Source organism: Psychrobacter sp. R86515 (genome assembly GCF_042466315.1).
Classification (GTDB): Bacteria; Pseudomonadota; Gammaproteobacteria; order Pseudomonadales; family Moraxellaceae; genus Psychrobacter.
Window position 1 is genome coordinate 372,461 of sequence record NZ_JAXHCC010000001.1, and the last position, 16,599, is coordinate 389,059.

Genomic DNA, 16,599 nt, shown 5'->3' on the forward strand with positions numbered 1-16,599 from the left:
TATCTATAAACGATAGTCTGGCTTTTTTTGGCCTATTAGAAATTTTAAGCTTAATTAACCATATGAGTCTTACTTCTTTCTTTACATCTCGATAGTTTAAAATCAATGGTTCAATATCAATAGTTTGACATATTTGCTTACCCTAAAAACTCTTTCATGAATATTTTGTTTCATATGGGAAACAAACCGTTTAGAATAAATATTGACTATATTATGGGCACATAGTTGTAACGAGGAATGTACATTTAGAATAAAATCAGAAAAAAATCTTGCAGTGCCCTTAGCTATTCTTTTATATTGTCCACGAAAATGTGACATCGAGCGACAATCACGGGAACTTAATAGTCATAACAAGCTTTGTAGTAAGGCTGATAAGTACAATCATGTTGGCTAATGAACACTTACTATAAAGCTGTTATGCACACAAAGGATATGAATTATGTGGAAGAATTTGGGACTGACGGGCAAGATCATTGTTGCCATGGTGCTCGGTATTGGACTGGGCCTATTTCTAAACTACTCAGGATTGAACGGCGAAGGTGGCTTTGTTAATACTTATATCACCAATGGCTTCCTTGCCATTGTTGGTAAACTATTTGTCAACTCGCTAAAAATGTTGGTCGTACCTTTGGTGCTTATCTCACTGATTTGCGGTGTATGCGGTATTGGTGATATTCGCCTACTTGGACGTATTGGTACCAAAACGTTCATTATTTATATGATAACCACTGCACTCGCTATTGCGACTGCAATTGGTCTTGGCTCGCTATTCGGTATTGGTAAAGGCATGAATATCGGAACGGAAGCCGAGTTTGAAGCAGCGTCAGCGCCGCCTCTACTTGATGTATTCTCTAACATTATCCCATCGAACCCAATCAGTGCGATGGCAAATGGCGATATGTTATCGATCATCTTCTTTGCTATTTTGATCGGTGTCAGTATCTTGATGGTAGGTAAACCTGCCAAAGGCTTAGTGCAGAGCCTAGAACTGATCAACGAAGTTATCTTAAAGATGGTCACGATCATCATGAACCTTGCACCATATGGTGTATTTGCTCTATTAACCAAAGCAATGGCAGAGCTAGGTTTAGACTTGATTTGGTCACTACTAGGTTATGTTGCGGTATTGGTCGGTTCATTGGCCTTCCACTTCTTTATCACCATGATGATTGTACTTAAGGTCTCTTCAGGCCTATCTATCAAGACGTTCTTGGCAAAAATGCGTGAAGTACAGATCTTCGCTTTTAGTACCTCAAGCTCGAATGCGACGATTCCTATTACCTTGCGTACGGTTACCAAGCGTATGGGTGTAAACAACTCAGTTGCGTCGTTCACTGTTCCTTTTGGTGCTACCATCAATATGGATGGTACGGCTATCATGCAGGGTACTGCGACCATCTTTATTGCCAACATTTACGGCATTGATTTGGGCGTGACTGAATACTTAACCGTCATCTTGATGTCAGTACTGGCGTCTGTTGGTACGGCTGGTGTACCTGGTGTTGGTCTAATCATGCTATCTATGGTATTTGCTCAAGTGGGTCTACCAATCGAAGGTATCGGTCTAATCTTGGGTGTGGATCGTATCCTTGATATGCTACGTACTGCTGTAAACGTCGGTGGTGATGCTGCTGTTACTACTATCGTGGCAAAATCAGAAGGCAAAATGGATCTGGCTATTTACAATGATCCTAACGCTGGTGCAAAAGACGTATTTGATGGTCATATCGATGAAGACAATGAGCGTGAGTTCTCTGAAGTCTTTAGTGATGGCATCATGGGTAGTGAATACGATGATGTTGATCGTCGCCGCTAACCCACGCTTGCTAGATAGAAATGTATAAAATAAAAAACCTCAGTCGAATTGGCTGAGGTTTTTTTATGATCAATAATCAGTAAATAATCATGGTTGATAAGGTTCTATCAACAACTAATTAGCCAAACACGTACTTGGTCAACATTGCTAAACAAACCAGTACAATCACTGGACGAATCAATTTGCTACCGCCTTTAACCACCATATGCGAGCCAAAATAAGCGCCGATGGTTTGTCCAACCATCATCGCTAGCCCCACTTTCCACAGTACGTTGCCACCCAAAATAAAGAAAATTAACGAGCCAATATTGGTCGATAAATTCAATACTTTAGCTGCGCCTGTTGCTTCGATAATTTGACGACCACGTAATGCTACATTGCCAAGCGCAAAAAACATCCCAGTACCTGGACCGATATAACCATCATAAAAACCAATCAACGGTGCCACGACTTTTTGCCATTTGCCCTCTGAGATACGCGGCGCAGCCTCTACTTCACCCAACCTAGGGGCAAATAACGTATAGATACCGATAGCCGCGATTAAAAATGGAATGACCTTTTCAAGCAAGTCAGGTGGTGACATCTGTACAGCAATGGTGCCAATAACGGAACCAATAAAAGCGGCGATGATAGCGACTTTGATACGTTGCGGTTTGACGACCCCTTTTCTAATCATAGTAATAGATGCCGCTAGTGCGCCTGATGCCGCTTGCAGTTTGTTGGTACCGAGCGTCAATACTGGTGGGATATTGGCCAGTAGCATGGCTGGGATGGTCAATAATCCACCACCGCCAGCGATAGCATCAATAAATCCTGCCAATGCGGCCACCGCAGTAAGCATTAAAATAATCTCTAACGAGAAAGTTAAGTCCATGACACTGACCTGCAAAATATGATAAGAAGAGAAAAGGAGTTCTGAGATAAGGCTAAAATATCGTTATCGATAAGCTGACAGCTTACCAGTGCTAGCAAAAGAAATAATGACACGTTGCACAGCGCTGCTCATTATAAAGATAAAACCGTAAAAAAAGCCAAAAACGTAACAAAGTCTGCTAAATTTGTCTAATAACATTCCGAATATGCTCAGCCGAATAGCGACTTATTAAAAAGATGTAACGACTTACAACTATTGTGCTCGTCAAATCCTCTTTATAATATTGCTATTGTGAATATAAAAAAGTAGACCGTTGGCACTGGCTCAACGTATTTTGTTGTCTATATTGATAAGAGTATGAGAAACTGTTTCTGTCTATTTGCTACCTCAAAATTATAGGTAGCGCAGACATTGATGGATATTTGAGGTTATTTAGTAAATTGTATTTAGCGAATGAGGATGATATGGCAATACGAAGGATTAAGGCATTTTTTGAATTTGAGGCAGCAGGCGGTATCGTCTTAGCATTGGCTGCCATTGCTGCAATGATCATTGCCAACTCCCCTCTTAATGTTTGGTATGAAGGTTTTATTCATGCACCAGTCGCCATTCAGATTGGTGAGTTTGCGATTGCCAAAGACGCTCATCACTGGATCAACGATGGTCTGATGGCGGTTTTCTTTTTCTTGGTTGGACTGGAGCTTAAGCGTGAAGTACTGATTGGCGAGCTGTCCAACGTCAAGCAGATAATACTGCCAGCAGGTGCTGCACTTGGCGGCATGATTATGCCAGCGATTGTCTATCTGCTCTTTAACTACAATGAGCCTGAGTTTTGGAAAGGTTGGGCCATTCCTGCGGCTACAGATATTGCCTTTGCACTCGGTATTTTGAGTCTCTTAGGTAATCGTGTACCCAACTCTTTAAAGGTATTTTTGGTATCTATTGCTATCTTTGATGACATTGGTGCGATTCTGATTATCGCTTTATTTTATACCAGTGAGTTGTCGCTAGAATCATTGGCAGTAGCTGGTCTATGTTTGCCGTTCTTATATGTTCTTAATCGCCGTAACGTCACCAATATCACACCATATCTACTCATCGGTCTGATCATGTGGATTGCCGTACTCAAGTCCGGTATCCATGCAACATTGGCAGGTGTGGTACTAGCACTATTTATCCCAATGTTCGACCGTACTGATCCTGAGCACTCTCCGCTTGAAGAGCTAGAGCATGATCTACACAATACCGTCGCTTTTGGTATTTTGCCAATCTTTGCTTTTGCCAACTCGGGTATCTCGCTCGAAGGCGCAGGTTTTGCTGAGTTATTCCACTCAGTACCGCTAGGTATTGCCGCTGGTTTGTTTATTGGTAAGCAGTTAGGCGTCATGTTCATGTGCTGGTTAATCTTTAAGCTTGGTATCTCAACCATGCCAAAAGGTATGGACTATAAGCAAATTTACGGCGCAGCTCTATTGTGCGGTGTTGGTTTTACCATGAGCTTGTTCATCGGTGGTTTGGCGTTCGCTGGCGACACTACTATGTTTGATGAGCGCTTGGGTATTATCATGGGTTCAATCGTCTCTGGTATTGCTGGTTACATCATGCTAAAAATGAGCTTGAAAGACAATGCGAGCGGTACATCGGTCGACTTGACTCGCCCGCATTAATGAATACCTTTGAGATATAGAGTAGCTTATAGTGGTACTGCTTAATATTGATGCCACTTATAAGCTGCTCTATTTTATTTGTATGTACGTTATCGAGATACCTACAAGTGACCTAGCAATCAATGACAAGACTACATAATGTGATTGATCGCTAAATCATTTATTTGTGTTCATAGTTATCATAGTTATCATAGTTATTATCGTTATCACAGCTATCGGAGCTAACCATGTACCGACCTATACACCGCGTTGTACATCAACTGGCATTAGGATTATCTGTTTTTGGTAGTATCTATCTGCTAGCAGGCTGTGCAACACTCTCCAAGCAAGAATGTCTCGTCGGTGATTGGCAAGCTATCGGTTATAACGATGGCGTAGCAGGTTACCATTCAGACCGCTTAGCATCTCATACAAAAGCCTGTGCCAAAGCTAGCGTCTCGCCTGACTATCAGGCATGGGAACACGGTCGTAAACTTGGTCTGCAACAGTACTGCACCATCAATAATGCCTATAACATGGGTAGACGTGGTCGTCAGTTGAACAATGTTTGCCCGATCACTATGGCCAATACATTGCAAGCGGCTAATCAAAAAGGGCTAGATTATTACGCCTTAGACAGTCAGTTAGACAAAGACAATCGCCTCTTAGATACTTATCAATCAGAGTTCAATAAGCTAGAAAATGGTGAAATGCTAGACTTCGCTAATGAAAAAGAAGCCCGTGCAAGGCTGCTATCTCTATCTGATGAGATTCGTGATACCAAAAGCCGTATCCGAACAACACAGCAGCAATTAGATTCATTGAACCAATCCAGTAGTTTTTACGAATGACTGGGATGCGAAGCTATCGCAATGCAAGTTTTACGTTCTAAGGCGTGTCCTCACTCCAAAAATGGTACTTGATAATTATGGATAAGAAAATCATCAATACGGCAAGTACTCCAACTGACAAACTTGACTTTCAGTCATCGAATGCTCAATCATCGAACGCTTATCAGCGTCATGGACGTACCACTGCTATCAATGACCATAGCGATTTGCAGGTTTTAAAACGAATTAAACGTTATCTATTACCAAAAGACTTTACGATATCGTCTGCTCTACTTGATGAGATAGTGGCAGGTTATGATATTGGCGATCCACTCGCAGACGCGTTAGCTGCACAGAGCATAAAGCTTGCGAAGCCTTTACAGCATACTATTCTTGGCGATAATTCAAACAATAATTCTGCGAACAAAGACCTTGTAAACAATGACCTTGCAACCAATTCATCATTTAGCGCACTCACTGAGCAGTTTAGCAGCCACCCTGACTGGTTCGACCCAAAGCTTGCTCAGATAGGTGCGGTTGCCTATCGGCGCTATCCACTCATGCTCATTTGGCTACTGCGTAATGTTGCTCTGATGGCCGGCTATAGCATCCCTGCCCTCTCGCTACCACTCATTCAGACGGGCGCACTGATGCACGATGCGCTACCGCGATTGATGCGTACTTATGCCTATATCTTGGCTGTGTCTGAACATCCCTCATCTAATATGAGTGCAGTTAATCAAAATAAACCCATCGAGCAAGTACTAGCTATTGGCTCTGAGGGCTGGCGACAATCGATCCAAGTACGTCAGATACATACCTTGGTACGGCAAAACTTACTCAAAGGGAAAGGCAATGCTGCTACAGGCGTGGTACCAAACGCCGAGCAACATCATAACCCTGATGGTAGTTGGAATACTGACTATTGGGGCATCCCTATCAATCAAACCGATATGATTGCCACCCACTTACAGTTCTCGTTACTGATTATGCGCGGTCTAAGATTACTAGGCGCACGTATTAGTACAGAAGAAGCTGAAGGTATCTTACATCTATGGAACCTTGCCAGTTATTGGATGGGTGTTGATTTAGATCGTCTGCCAAAAGATGAGGCCGCATGTTGGGAATGGCTCTATACCTATCTATCGATACAGCAGCTAGACTTTAAGATGGGTCAGCCATTGGCAAAAGCATTGCATGATTTACCGCGTCAGCTCATGGGTGAAGACAATCGCCGTGGACGTTTTGTGGAAATGGTCAACGCAAGTGTCACTCGCACTTTGGTCGGTGATGATATTGGTGATGGGCTAGACTTACCAAAATCAAAGATACGCTTTGGCGTATTGTCTTCAGTACCGATTCTTTTTGCGCTCGATACTGCACGGCAGCATAATGCTTCCGTAGCCCACAAGCTAGAAGCATTCCGTGCCAAGCGCCAAGACAATATGAACTGGTGGCTGAAAAAGAACGATGATTATTATAAGTAGATGACATCTATCAGCGTTTGTTTTCTACGCGGTAATACCATTCGAGCTGTCGATCAAACCCTGTTTCTAATAGGTTGGCAATTACCCGTCCTGTTAGTCCCCATACTGTCTCGCCATCGACCTGCCAGCTCGGCGTCAGTATGGTAGCCATTTGCTCTTGCATTTTATACTCAATTTCATACTCTACCGTTGGTTGAGTGACTAACGACTCTAAATCTGCCCAAAAGATACGTGATATTTCTCCCGCTTCAGGTACGAGTACCAGACCAGGAGCGATAAGCGCGACGATTGGACGTACGCTCATACCACTTTTGGACGTTTGGATCGGTAGCTGACCAAGTAATTGGACTTTATTGGGCGGTAGTGCTGTTTCTTCACAGGCTTCACGCAATGCGGTGACGACATTATTGCCATCGCCTCGATCATGCTTACCACCCACACAAGACACTTCACCCGCATGACTGTTCATGTGGGCGGCGCGGCGTGTTAATAATAATTTAGGCCTGCGCTCATGAGTAATAGCGACCAGTATTGATGCATCGGCAATCGGTGTCTGATATAGACTATCTAAAATGCGAGAGCTATAAGAGGCGTTATTTGCCTCGTACATCGCTGGACTTGTCAGCGCATTTAATGTCTCGTGTTGCACTCGCTCGGCTAATTGACGAAGCGTCGGATGACGAATAAAAGTAGGTACAGCAACTGACAGGTTATCGAAGCTTACAGCCTCCGGTGGGAGTAACATTATAATTGCCCTATATTTTTATCGTTGCTAAGCGGTATCAACAGCATCTTTCTTGTTTTCTATTATTAAAATCGCGACTAATAAATACAATCAATAATCTATCTATTGTTTTCGACCGCTCGATTTATTAGCGGTTTTGATATCAATAATTACTGAACACTCACTAGACTAGCGCAATATAATAGTGGCTGCATGCTATTTATGTGACTGATTCATTGCTTATCAATGCTCAATAACGGCCCTATTAACTAATAGTAGTCAGCCTATCTGTGAAATGATGCGTTACTGTTATCGTGATTCTGTCCATCGATAATATGTGCTATCTTAAGACGATAGCTGCTCTTTAGAATAATATCTTATATAGTCGATCTTATATAAGTCAGGTACGTTTAAGTTAGGTTTATCGTCAGGTTCACTCAGTTTACTGCTTGTAGTACTTGTCTCACCGTCCTTGTATCTAACTTATCTCGAAACGATGATAGCAGCACTTCAGAATATAGGTCTTATAACCTATAAAAAACATCATACACAATAACTTTTATAACAAGGTAGTTGATATGCGCTATTGCCTCCAATGCGGTCATGAAGCAGAACGAAAAATCCCACCTACGGACAATATGCCGCGTTTGGTATGCCCCAATTGCCACTATATCCACTACGAAAACCCAAAAGTTATCTGTGGCTCGCTGGTGGTACATGAAAATAGAGTACTACTCTGCCGCCGTGCTATTGAGCCGCAGTACGGACTATGGACGATACCTGCAGGTTTTATGGAAAATGGCGAGACCATGGCTGAAGGCGCAGCACGCGAGAGCTACGAAGAAGCTGATGCCATCGTACTGAATCCGCATCTATACTGCATTTATGATTTGCCAGATATTGGGCAGATCTACTCTATCTATCTGGCCGATCTAAAAGATGGTGCGTATGGTATTGGCTCAGAAAGTCTCAACTGTGCACTGTTTAGCGAAGAAGATATCCCATGGGATACACTGGCGTTTGAAGCCATTCGCCGTACTTTAAAAAGCTACTTTGCTGATCGTAAGCAGTATAACGAGTTGTCAGAATTTCCGATTCATCAAGACAAAATTGGCAAAGATTTGAGTATCAAGCGATATTAATCAATTACCTAACCACAAAAAGCCAAGCATGATGCTTGGCTTTTTTGTGCTTAACTTTTAATCAAGAACAAACCTACTTGTCTTAGCTCTTTATTCTACAAACCTCAAAACCAAGACTTTTTACTGCCTCTTCTTTGTCGTAAGGCGCTAGCACTGCACGTACATGCTTTTGACCTTGCAGATATTGCTTGGCAACGCGCTGCAAATCAGCAACCGTCACGGCCAATATTGACGCACGCATTTTACGCTGCCAGTCGACACCGCGATGATGCAAGTTAGCAAAACACGCTTTGATTGCTTCGCCTGCAGGAGAGCCCGGCTTATCCATGCCTGAGATAATACCTAAAATAGCTTCTTCTAATTGCTCATCGGTTTGTGGCTCGTTTAATAACCACTCGATACTGGCATCAAAGTGAGCAAAGGTCTCAGCACATTGTGGATCACGATAGCTAAAGAACTTAAAGGCACAAGCATTGGCATCGTAACCTGCGCCGCCGCCATAGGCACCGCCGCGCTCACGAATCGCACTGTGCAAATAGCCGTTACGTAAGTAAGGCGCTAATACCATGAGTGCAGCGGTATCAGGATGGTCAGCAGCAGGTACAGTATAAGCACTAGCGTTATGATAGACATTGGTTGGTACTAGCCATGCTAGATTTGCAACATCAAGCACGTCGTTTTTAACATCGTCGCCATTTTCTAATGCTTTGACTGTATCAGTCGCACCATTTAACGCAGTATCTAATTGCAGGTTTGCAAACTCACTTGGGATATTTGCTGCTGCGTTCGTTAGATCATTAGAAGCAGTCGTCGCTTGGCTGTCTTTCCAGCTATCAACGATTAAGCTGCTTAAACGTTCGGTTTGCTCTGCTTCACAGATAATAACGGCATGCTTAGGCAAACTGATCAGACGTTGATGTAAATCCATCAAGCTCGTAGCCAATTGATCCCACTGGGCATCATCTGTACTAGCATGTGCTAAGAAATCTTTAAGCGCGTTCAATGCTGGTAGACCGCTGCGCACATATTCCAACTGCGCTTGGCGACTCATACCACGACTGGCCGTTTGCATCGCATAAGAGTGCCCTGAGCCCGCTAAGTTTGACTGCCAACCCGCCTGGCGCTGTTGCAAGATTTCTTTGATACGGTCATGCTCAGAGAAGATACTGTGCTCCATCACTTCTTTGAGCAAATCAATCGCTTCAGGCTTGCGATTTAACGCACGCGTTGCCACCACAAAATAACTGCTAATCGCTTGGCTATCATCGACGTTGGTACGTTGGCTAATACGAGCGGTCACACCAGAAGAATGCGCGGCCTGCTTGGCTTGCATCTCATGAGCGCTAAGCGAGTCAGTACCTAGCTCAGACAATAGACTTAAATAAATAGGTAACAATGGATGATTAATCACATCATTGACTGGTAGCTCATCTGCGCTCGCATTGCCGATTGCTTCAGTGAGCGGGACAATCACTTGATAATAATAAATACCATTAGTGCCAGCTTCATACTCAAATAGCGTGCTGTCTTGCCCGCTCAAACGCACCTGCTTTTGGATGCCTTCTTTAAAGCTAATATCCGTTGGTACGTCTTCTAGACCTACTTTTGGTAATAAGCTTAAATCATCTGGCGCAGCTTGACGTGCAGCCAAATCTAAGGCTTGTTGCTTCAAGATAGCTTTGTCATCAGCAGTCAAGTCCATCGCGATAGTATCTAAACGAGTCTGCTCAGCTGCTGCCAAACGGGCTGTTTTTTCGCTATCAGGGGTCATCGTTACGCGTACGCGATGCTGATTGTCCAATAGATGCATTTTAATCAAGTTCGGTAGCCACTGTGGATCGACAACTTGCTCGCGTAGCCACTGTAGATGCTCGTCTACTTCCCAAACGTCGATAGGATTGCCATCATGAATGGCGGTACTAAAGCCCTCTAGCATGAGGTTTAGACCATAAGGAATGCTATCGCCGCCGATGTGACGCTGATCAATTTCAATCTGATGCAGAATGGTTTCGATTGTCTCATCATCGACTGGTGAATTGGCTACTTCGGTCAGTAAGTCGATAATACCTTGCTCAACCGCTTCGGCATGTTCAGGGTTAGAGCCGCGCAGTCCCGTATAAAAGACCATCTCATAATGACTGTCATCAAGACCCAATAGCGGACTTGGCGCTTTACCTAGTGGATGGCTGTCAAGATAAGCACGCAATGGCGAACCTGCATGCTCAATCAATACGCCTTCTAATAGACGCAATGCTAAGCGCTGCTTAGGATCGGTAATTGATGGTAGTAACCAAGCAACCACATGATGCGTCTGATCTGGGCCTGCTTCGTCAGCAGTATAAGTATCGACCGCACTGATTGGTGCAGACAAACGCTGCTCAGGACGCGATACATGCTTTTTACCTGCTTCAAACTGAATCAAGGCATCTTCGTGTATCTTCGCTTGCGTCTCAGCAACAGGGATATTACCAAAACTCATGATGACGCTGTTTGACGGATGATAATGGCTCTGGTGAAACTCGGTCAACTCAGTATGTGTCAAGTCAGGAATATCGGCAGGATCGCCGCCTGAATTATAATGATAGGTTGTCGTTGGGAACAGATGATGAGCAACCGTATGATATAGCTGATCAATCTCGCCACTCATCGCGCCTTTCATCTCATTAAAAACGATACCTTTAAACTGCGGCTTATCATTTTCATCAAGCTCTACACGGATGCCTTCTTGGGCAAAATCGAGCGGATGGATATTGGGGAAAAACGACGCATCTAGATAGACAGCGAGCAAGTTAAAATAGTCGTTTTTGTTTTGCGTCGCGTACGGATAGGCCGTCCAATCGGCTGCGGTCATCGCATTCATAAACGTGTTTAATGAACGTTTAATCATCGAAAAGAACGGATCACGTACTGGAAATTTGTTCGAACCACATAATGCCACGTGCTCTAAGACATGCGCCTCGCCTTTTGAATCCATCGGCTGGGTGCGAAAACCGACCAAAAACGCATTTTCATCACTTGGGTGTGCCAGATGATAATGCATCGCTCCTGTTTTTACATGCTGACTGATCAGCACATCCATCGATAGCGCCTCAATATGGCGATGCTCAATCAGCTCAAATGCTGGATGCAAGGTTAAATCAGCAGTAAATGGCGTATCCGTCATAGTTATCCTTATCGCTTATTATGCGTATAGTGCCCTGACTGTCAGGGAAAATAGAGTAATAAATTGGCTAAAAAAGAGTTGGCTTAGCGCTATTAGTGGGGCTGCGACATGGATAAGTCAAGGCAGCAGTCACGCAATAATCCACCACATAATCTACGTGGCTATCAACTTAGCTATCAGAGCCTTATAGTTACAAATTTATATATATCCACAATTTTATTATGGATTTATCACTTAACAAAGACAACCTGCGCTGCTACTATAAAGTTAACTATTAACAGGAGTGGAGTACTTTATGAGCTACCAACACGTTTTACTGGTCACTGACTTGCTGTCCGATGCAGACAAAGTGGCGCTAAAAGCCAAGCATATCCTCGCAGGCTCTCCTGAAGCCAGACTGTCCGTCTTGCATATAGTCAAAGATGATATGGTGCGCTTCGGTTATGAGCTCGTGCCTGCCTCTAGCCTCTCGGGTGATGTCGATAGTGAGAAGTGGCAAGAAGCACGGACTAAGCTGGCGCAATTTTTGGCACGTAACGAGCTAGAAGCAATCAACTCTGAGGTCACCGCTGCCATCTCTAATAGTAAAGGTATCATTAAGTATTGCCGTGAAAAAGAGGTCGATTTACTTATCATTGGACGCCATGAGCGCCATGGTATTGCTGCTTGGTTGGTGGGTGCGACCGCTGATAGTATCTTGCCAAATGTCCCTTGCGATAGCTTAGTGGTGAAACTTGATCAGCCTGTCTTGGAATAATTGGCATCGCTCTCATCCGCTGCTAAAGACGACAAGCTTTACTTAACAGCGCCCTAGAGTAGTGCTATAGTAAATACTATCTGACATGAGGAAGACGCTATGAGTTACGAACATATTTTACTGGTTACCGACTTACTCTCTGATGCAGATATAGTCGCCCAAAAGGCCAAGCGCATCGTTGAAAACCGTCCAGGCTCTAAGCTATCTGTTTTGCATATTGTCAAAGACACCATGGTTGGCTTCGGCTATGAGCTGGTGCCTGCCTCTAGCCTTTACGATGAGATTGATGATGAACGCTGCCAAGAAGCACGTGCAAAGCTGGCGCAATTCCTTGAACGCAATCAGCTAAATGCAGCAACGTCGGAAGTCACAACTGCCATCTCTAGTAGTGAAGGTATCGTCAGCTACTGTCATAAACACGATGTCGATCTATTGGTCATCGGTCGTCATAAGCGTACTGGTATCGCTGCATGGATCAGTGGCGCAACTGCGGATAATATCTTGCCCAATGTACCTTGCGACAGCTTTGTGGTGCGACTGGACAAGCCTGTTTCAGCATAACAATATGCTTTGATTGTTTTATATTATCTAAAGCATGTCTCAAAAAAAAGCGCAGCGTAACTTTTAACGCTGCGCTTTTTTATGGCTAATAGATTTTAGGTTCATCCAGACTCATCGTTTAACCCTATTGAATAATATCTATAAAGGTTTGCCAAATGGGGCTCTGGTGTCGAGCTTTGTGCCAGACTAGCCACCATGTACGCGATAGATCAATTCCTGCTACATTTACTTGTACCAGCTCACCTGTTGCCAATTCTGTCTCAATTACATGCTGCGATAGACAACCAAGACCAATATCTGCACTCACCATATGTTTAATGGCCTCAGACTGATGTATCGCCTTGACCACTTCTGCATTGGGTAGATACTTAAGCAATTGCTCATCGATAATTTGCCGTGTGCCTGACCCTGCCTCACGTACCAGTAACGGTAATTGCGCTAGCTGATTAATGGTCAGCTGATAGCAGTCCTCGTCTTCGCTATAGGTAGCTATACCCTTTAGCCACTTGCTATCACGCTTGGCAAATATCATTAGCGTATCGGTACGCCATTCGCGCTGCTCAATAGCTTTCATATCTACCGGACGCGGCATTCCTTCTACCAGCGCGATATCGATATTTAGTTGCTCAACCTCGCTCACTACCTCTTGCGTATTGGCAATATACATATCGACATTGGCATCAGGTAGCGCCCCATATAGCTTACCAAGTAAAGATGGCAGCACGTAATTACCAATAGTGGTACTGGCACCGATGTGAATCTGTCCTGCTTGATACTGATGATAATGCTCAAGCGTGAGCGACTGACCCAAGATAGCCTGTGCCTGTATATAAATAGGATGAGCATTGGGGTGTTGATTGAGCCGACGGCCGACGCGCTCAAATAGCGGCATCTGTAGTCTAGACTCTAACTCTGTCAGTGCGCTGCTAACTGCTGATTGTGATAAATGCAGCTCCTCACTGGCGCGACTGGTGCTACCTGTCTGATAAATACTGACAAAAACAGCAAGCTGCTTAAGCGTAATCTTTGGCATTGTCTGCACAGATTTTTTCATGTTATCAATGATGCCTTATGTCAGTTTTTACGCTGTTTTGTTCGTGATGTTTGTCTTTTTTGATGCTCATATGCGGTATATCGACTTCTATCATAAACTTTAACCTAAAAAATCGATAGTTTATATCTTATTAATCTGTTTTTATTATAAATGTGGCGGGCATATACTGTCTATTCATAAGCTTATGCTTATCTTAATATAAGTAATAGGATGCCGCATCATGCACACATTCGTCCAATCAGTCAGCAACTCCGTTCATAACTATACCCCTAATCACCGTCACTTAACGGGATTGGTAGTCGTTCTGATTGGTAGTTTGTTTTGCTTATGGTTGGACAGCAGTTTAGATGTATGGTCAAACGGACGTATCGTTGGCTTGTCCTCTTTAACGCTAGCGATTTTGCTAGGCATGATCTTGGGCAATACTATCTATCCCAAATTCACTGAACGTTTAAACGGCGGCGTTTGCTTTGCAAAGGGTCAGATACTGCGACTTGCGATTATGTTTTATGGGTTTAAGCTAACCATGACACAAGTTGCGAGCGTCGGTATGCCAGCGATTATGACTGACGCACTGGTACTGACGTCAACCTTTTTGCTGACCTATTGGTTAGGTACTAGATGGTTAAAAGTCGATAAAGAAACGGTTATCTTGATTGGCTCAGGGGCAAGTATTTGCGGTGCTGCTGCCGTTATTGCTGCAGAGCCAGTCGTCAACGCGCAAGCTCACAAGGTCACTATCGCCGTGGCAACTGTGGTGGTGTTTGGTACTATCGCGATGCTGCTCTATCCTTTTTTATATCATCTCGGTTGGTTACAACCGTGGCTCAGCGCTCAGCAATATGGCATGTACACTGGCTCAACCGTCCATGAGGTCGCACAAGTTGTGGTCGCGGGCAATGCAATCAATACTGAGATTGGCGATACCGCTGTCGTGACCAAGATGATACGCGTCATGATGCTTGCGCCTTTCCTGCTTGTGTTATCGTTTGCGCTAACCAAAGATCGCACCGTAGATAATTCGACTATAAAAGATAAGAGCAGTAAAAACGAGACAGCGTCATTTATGACTCGGGTCAAACAAGTCAAAGTGCCATGGTTCGCATTTATTTTTATCGGCATTGTATTGATACATACGTGGGTGCCAATGTCAGGGAGTATCGTACGCAGTATGGTGATGCTAGATGATGTACTACTTACGATGGCCATGTTTGCATTAGGTCTGACTACTCATCTAAGTGCGATCAAGCAAGCTGGCGTTAGACCGCTTATCTTGGGTGCTATTATGTTTGGTTGGTTAATACTGGGTGGTGGTCTGATTAATATCGGTATTAGCTTTATATAATAAGCTAAATATTCATTCTTAACAGCTGATGTCACTGCATAATATAAAAGGCCTCCGACTATCTATAGTTGGAGGCCTTTTTGTATCTGTCATTCGGTCTAATATGATTGGCTAAAACCTTTAATCTTGGACTAGTACTAACTTTAGTACCTTAAATATCAATCTCTTAAGTACTAATGCTCTAAACACTAATGCTGTAAATACCAAGTCTCTAAATACTAAAACATAGACGAAAAAAAACGAACCCGAAGGTTCGCTTTTCTACATCTATTCATCTATCTGCCTATAAAGACAAATTAGATAGCAACGATGTTATGTGCTTGTGGGCCTTTTTGGCCTTGAGTTACAGTGAACTCAACTTCTTGGCCTTCAGCCAAAGTTTTGAAACCTGAACCAGTGATTTCGCTGTAATGAGCAAAAACGTCTGCGCCAGTTTCTGGAGCGATAAAACCAAAGCCTTTAGCTTCGTTGAACCACTTAACTGTACCTTTTTGAACGTCTGACATAGTATAATCCTACTTTTAAATTTATTAATGGTCTAGTGACCGGTAACGCTTGCAAATAGCTACTGAACGATAAATATTAAAACGAAGGATTATAACTAATACTACGAGGTAATGATTTGGTGCAGAACTGCTCTTAAGCTTGGGCGTATTATAAGGGGTACATCCCAGTATCGCAAGTCTTATCTCATGTTTCGTGTAACCAGAGCCGTTTATTGGCTGATTTTGGCGCAAATTGCAACGGATTTAAGCATTTGGTAAACGGAACAAATATATCGCTACCCCACTACAGACAGCGGCTACCGCCCATGCCATCCACATCATATCGGCAGGCAAACGATAAAATAACATAATTGTTGATGCTGCCATCATAACCGTCGCTAAACACTTGGCATAAAGCGGAACGGCATGATTCTCCTCCCAGTCACGGACGAATTTGCCAAAGTATTTATGATTAATCAACCAAAAATGAAAACGTCGAGAACTGCGCGCCCAGCAACCTGCTGCTAGCAAGATAAAAGGCGCTGTGGGCATCACTGGCAACAATATACCGATAATCCCTAAGATAAAAAACAGCCAACCAAGCGTCACAAAAGTCCAACGCAGCATTGGGCTGTTGGCTTGATCAGTCTTAGGTCGGTAATAGAACGCTTTTTTATTATCGGTCATATAAGTTGTCGGTCGTGTAAGTTGTCAG

Annotated in this window: 14 protein-coding genes; 8 read left to right on the forward strand and 6 right to left on the reverse strand. The window is 43.5% G+C overall.

Annotation, left to right across the window (positions count from 1 at the left end; genetic code table 11):
• Positions 1-439: 439 nt before the first annotated feature.
• Positions 440-1,816, forward strand: a complete 1,377-nt coding sequence (locus SJY28_RS01575; protein WP_101206037.1) for a dicarboxylate/amino acid:cation symporter — start codon at positions 440-442, stop codon at positions 1,814-1,816.
• 118 nt (positions 1,817-1,934) lie between these two features.
• Here the strand turns inward: SJY28_RS01575 and SJY28_RS01580 are convergent, their stop codons facing one another.
• Complete coding sequence (locus SJY28_RS01580; RefSeq protein WP_057761611.1) at positions 1,935-2,690, reverse strand: TSUP family transporter; 756 nt, start codon at positions 2,688-2,690, stop codon at positions 1,935-1,937.
• A gap of 464 nt (positions 2,691-3,154) precedes the next feature.
• Between SJY28_RS01580 and nhaA the strand changes: the two genes are divergently transcribed.
• The 3 genes from nhaA (at position 3,155) to SJY28_RS01595 (ending at position 6,653) form a co-directional block, all read left to right on the forward strand.
• The gene (gene nhaA / locus SJY28_RS01585) at positions 3,155-4,357 is read left to right on the forward strand and encodes a Na+/H+ antiporter NhaA (protein ID WP_102091810.1); all 1,203 of its coding nucleotides are present in this window, start codon (positions 3,155-3,157) and stop codon (positions 4,355-4,357) included.
• Between the two features lie 227 nt (positions 4,358-4,584).
• The gene (locus SJY28_RS01590) at positions 4,585-5,187 is read left to right on the forward strand and encodes a DUF2799 domain-containing protein (RefSeq protein ID WP_379543201.1); all 603 of its coding nucleotides are present in this window, start codon (positions 4,585-4,587) and stop codon (positions 5,185-5,187) included.
• Positions 5,188-5,264: 77 nt separating this feature from the next.
• Entirely contained in the window at positions 5,265-6,653 is a 1,389-nt protein-coding gene (locus tag SJY28_RS01595; protein ID WP_379543202.1) for an oxygenase MpaB family protein, read from the forward strand.
• 10 nt (positions 6,654-6,663) lie between these two features.
• On the opposite strand, the gene SJY28_RS01600 is transcribed toward SJY28_RS01595, so the two are convergent.
• Positions 6,664-7,398, reverse strand: a complete 735-nt coding sequence (locus SJY28_RS01600) for an NUDIX hydrolase (RefSeq protein WP_379543203.1) — start codon at positions 7,396-7,398, stop codon at positions 6,664-6,666.
• 557 nt (positions 7,399-7,955) lie between these two features.
• Here SJY28_RS01600 and SJY28_RS01605 point away from each other — a divergent pair.
• Positions 7,956-8,519 carry an NUDIX hydrolase gene (locus SJY28_RS01605; protein WP_379543204.1) on the forward strand — a complete coding sequence of 188 codons (564 nt, stop codon included), beginning with the start codon at positions 7,956-7,958 and terminating at the stop codon, positions 8,517-8,519.
• 82 nt (positions 8,520-8,601) lie between these two features.
• Here the strand turns inward: SJY28_RS01605 and SJY28_RS01610 are convergent, their stop codons facing one another.
• Positions 8,602-11,682 carry an insulinase family protein gene (locus SJY28_RS01610; protein WP_379543205.1) on the reverse strand — a complete coding sequence of 1,027 codons (3,081 nt, stop codon included), beginning with the start codon at positions 11,680-11,682 and terminating at the stop codon, positions 8,602-8,604.
• A gap of 295 nt (positions 11,683-11,977) precedes the next feature.
• Here SJY28_RS01610 and SJY28_RS01615 point away from each other — a divergent pair, with 295 nt between their 5' ends.
• Together SJY28_RS01615 and SJY28_RS01620 are read left to right on the forward strand one after the other, a co-directional pair.
• Positions 11,978-12,439: a universal stress protein gene (locus tag SJY28_RS01615; RefSeq protein WP_379543206.1), complete on the forward strand. Its 462-nt coding sequence runs from the start codon at positions 11,978-11,980 to the stop codon at positions 12,437-12,439.
• A gap of 99 nt (positions 12,440-12,538) precedes the next feature.
• On the forward strand, positions 12,539-13,000 hold the full coding sequence (locus SJY28_RS01620; RefSeq protein WP_057761630.1) for a universal stress protein: 462 nt from the start codon (positions 12,539-12,541) through the stop codon (positions 12,998-13,000).
• Between the two features lie 124 nt (positions 13,001-13,124).
• Here the strand turns inward: SJY28_RS01620 and SJY28_RS01625 are convergent, their stop codons facing one another.
• Positions 13,125-14,054: a LysR substrate-binding domain-containing protein gene (locus SJY28_RS01625; protein ID WP_379543207.1), complete on the reverse strand. Its 930-nt coding sequence runs from the start codon at positions 14,052-14,054 to the stop codon at positions 13,125-13,127.
• 220 nt (positions 14,055-14,274) lie between these two features.
• On the opposite strand from SJY28_RS01625, the gene SJY28_RS01630 reads away from it, so the two are divergent.
• A complete protein-coding gene (locus SJY28_RS01630; protein WP_379543208.1) occupies positions 14,275-15,399 on the forward strand; it encodes a YeiH family protein in 1,125 nt (374 codons plus the stop codon).
• A gap of 296 nt (positions 15,400-15,695) precedes the next feature.
• Here SJY28_RS01630 and SJY28_RS01635 read toward each other — a convergent pair whose 3' ends face one another.
• Entirely contained in the window at positions 15,696-15,905 is a 210-nt protein-coding gene (locus SJY28_RS01635) for a cold-shock protein (RefSeq protein WP_045453470.1), read from the reverse strand.
• Between the two features lie 243 nt (positions 15,906-16,148).
• Positions 16,149-16,571, reverse strand: a complete 423-nt coding sequence (locus tag SJY28_RS01640) for a YbaN family protein (protein ID WP_379543209.1) — start codon at positions 16,569-16,571, stop codon at positions 16,149-16,151.
• Positions 16,572-16,599 lie beyond the last annotated feature (28 nt).

Bases quoted from the DNA above. Each gene is read 5' to 3' on its own strand.
- SJY28_RS01575 (WP_101206037.1), top strand. From the start codon at position 440: ATGTGGAAGAATTTGGGACTGACGGGCAAGATCATTGTTGCCATGGTG.
- SJY28_RS01580 (WP_057761611.1), bottom strand. From the start codon at position 2,690: ATGGACTTAACTTTCTCGTTAGAGATTATTTTAATGCTTACTGCGGTG.
- nhaA (WP_102091810.1), top strand. From the start codon at position 3,155: ATGGCAATACGAAGGATTAAGGCATTTTTTGAATTTGAGGCAGCAGGC.
- SJY28_RS01590 (WP_379543201.1), top strand. From the start codon at position 4,585: ATGTACCGACCTATACACCGCGTTGTACATCAACTGGCATTAGGATTA.
- SJY28_RS01595 (WP_379543202.1), top strand. From the start codon at position 5,265: ATGGATAAGAAAATCATCAATACGGCAAGTACTCCAACTGACAAACTT.
- SJY28_RS01600 (WP_379543203.1), bottom strand. From the start codon at position 7,398: ATGTTACTCCCACCGGAGGCTGTAAGCTTCGATAACCTGTCAGTTGCT.
- SJY28_RS01605 (WP_379543204.1), top strand. From the start codon at position 7,956: ATGCGCTATTGCCTCCAATGCGGTCATGAAGCAGAACGAAAAATCCCA.
- SJY28_RS01610 (WP_379543205.1), bottom strand. From the start codon at position 11,682: ATGACGGATACGCCATTTACTGCTGATTTAACCTTGCATCCAGCATTT.
- SJY28_RS01615 (WP_379543206.1), top strand. From the start codon at position 11,978: ATGAGCTACCAACACGTTTTACTGGTCACTGACTTGCTGTCCGATGCA.
- SJY28_RS01620 (WP_057761630.1), top strand. From the start codon at position 12,539: ATGAGTTACGAACATATTTTACTGGTTACCGACTTACTCTCTGATGCA.
- SJY28_RS01625 (WP_379543207.1), bottom strand. From the start codon at position 14,054: ATGAAAAAATCTGTGCAGACAATGCCAAAGATTACGCTTAAGCAGCTT.
- SJY28_RS01630 (WP_379543208.1), top strand. From the start codon at position 14,275: ATGCACACATTCGTCCAATCAGTCAGCAACTCCGTTCATAACTATACC.
- SJY28_RS01635 (WP_045453470.1), bottom strand. From the start codon at position 15,905: ATGTCAGACGTTCAAAAAGGTACAGTTAAGTGGTTCAACGAAGCTAAA.
- SJY28_RS01640 (WP_379543209.1), bottom strand. From the start codon at position 16,571: ATGACCGATAATAAAAAAGCGTTCTATTACCGACCTAAGACTGATCAA.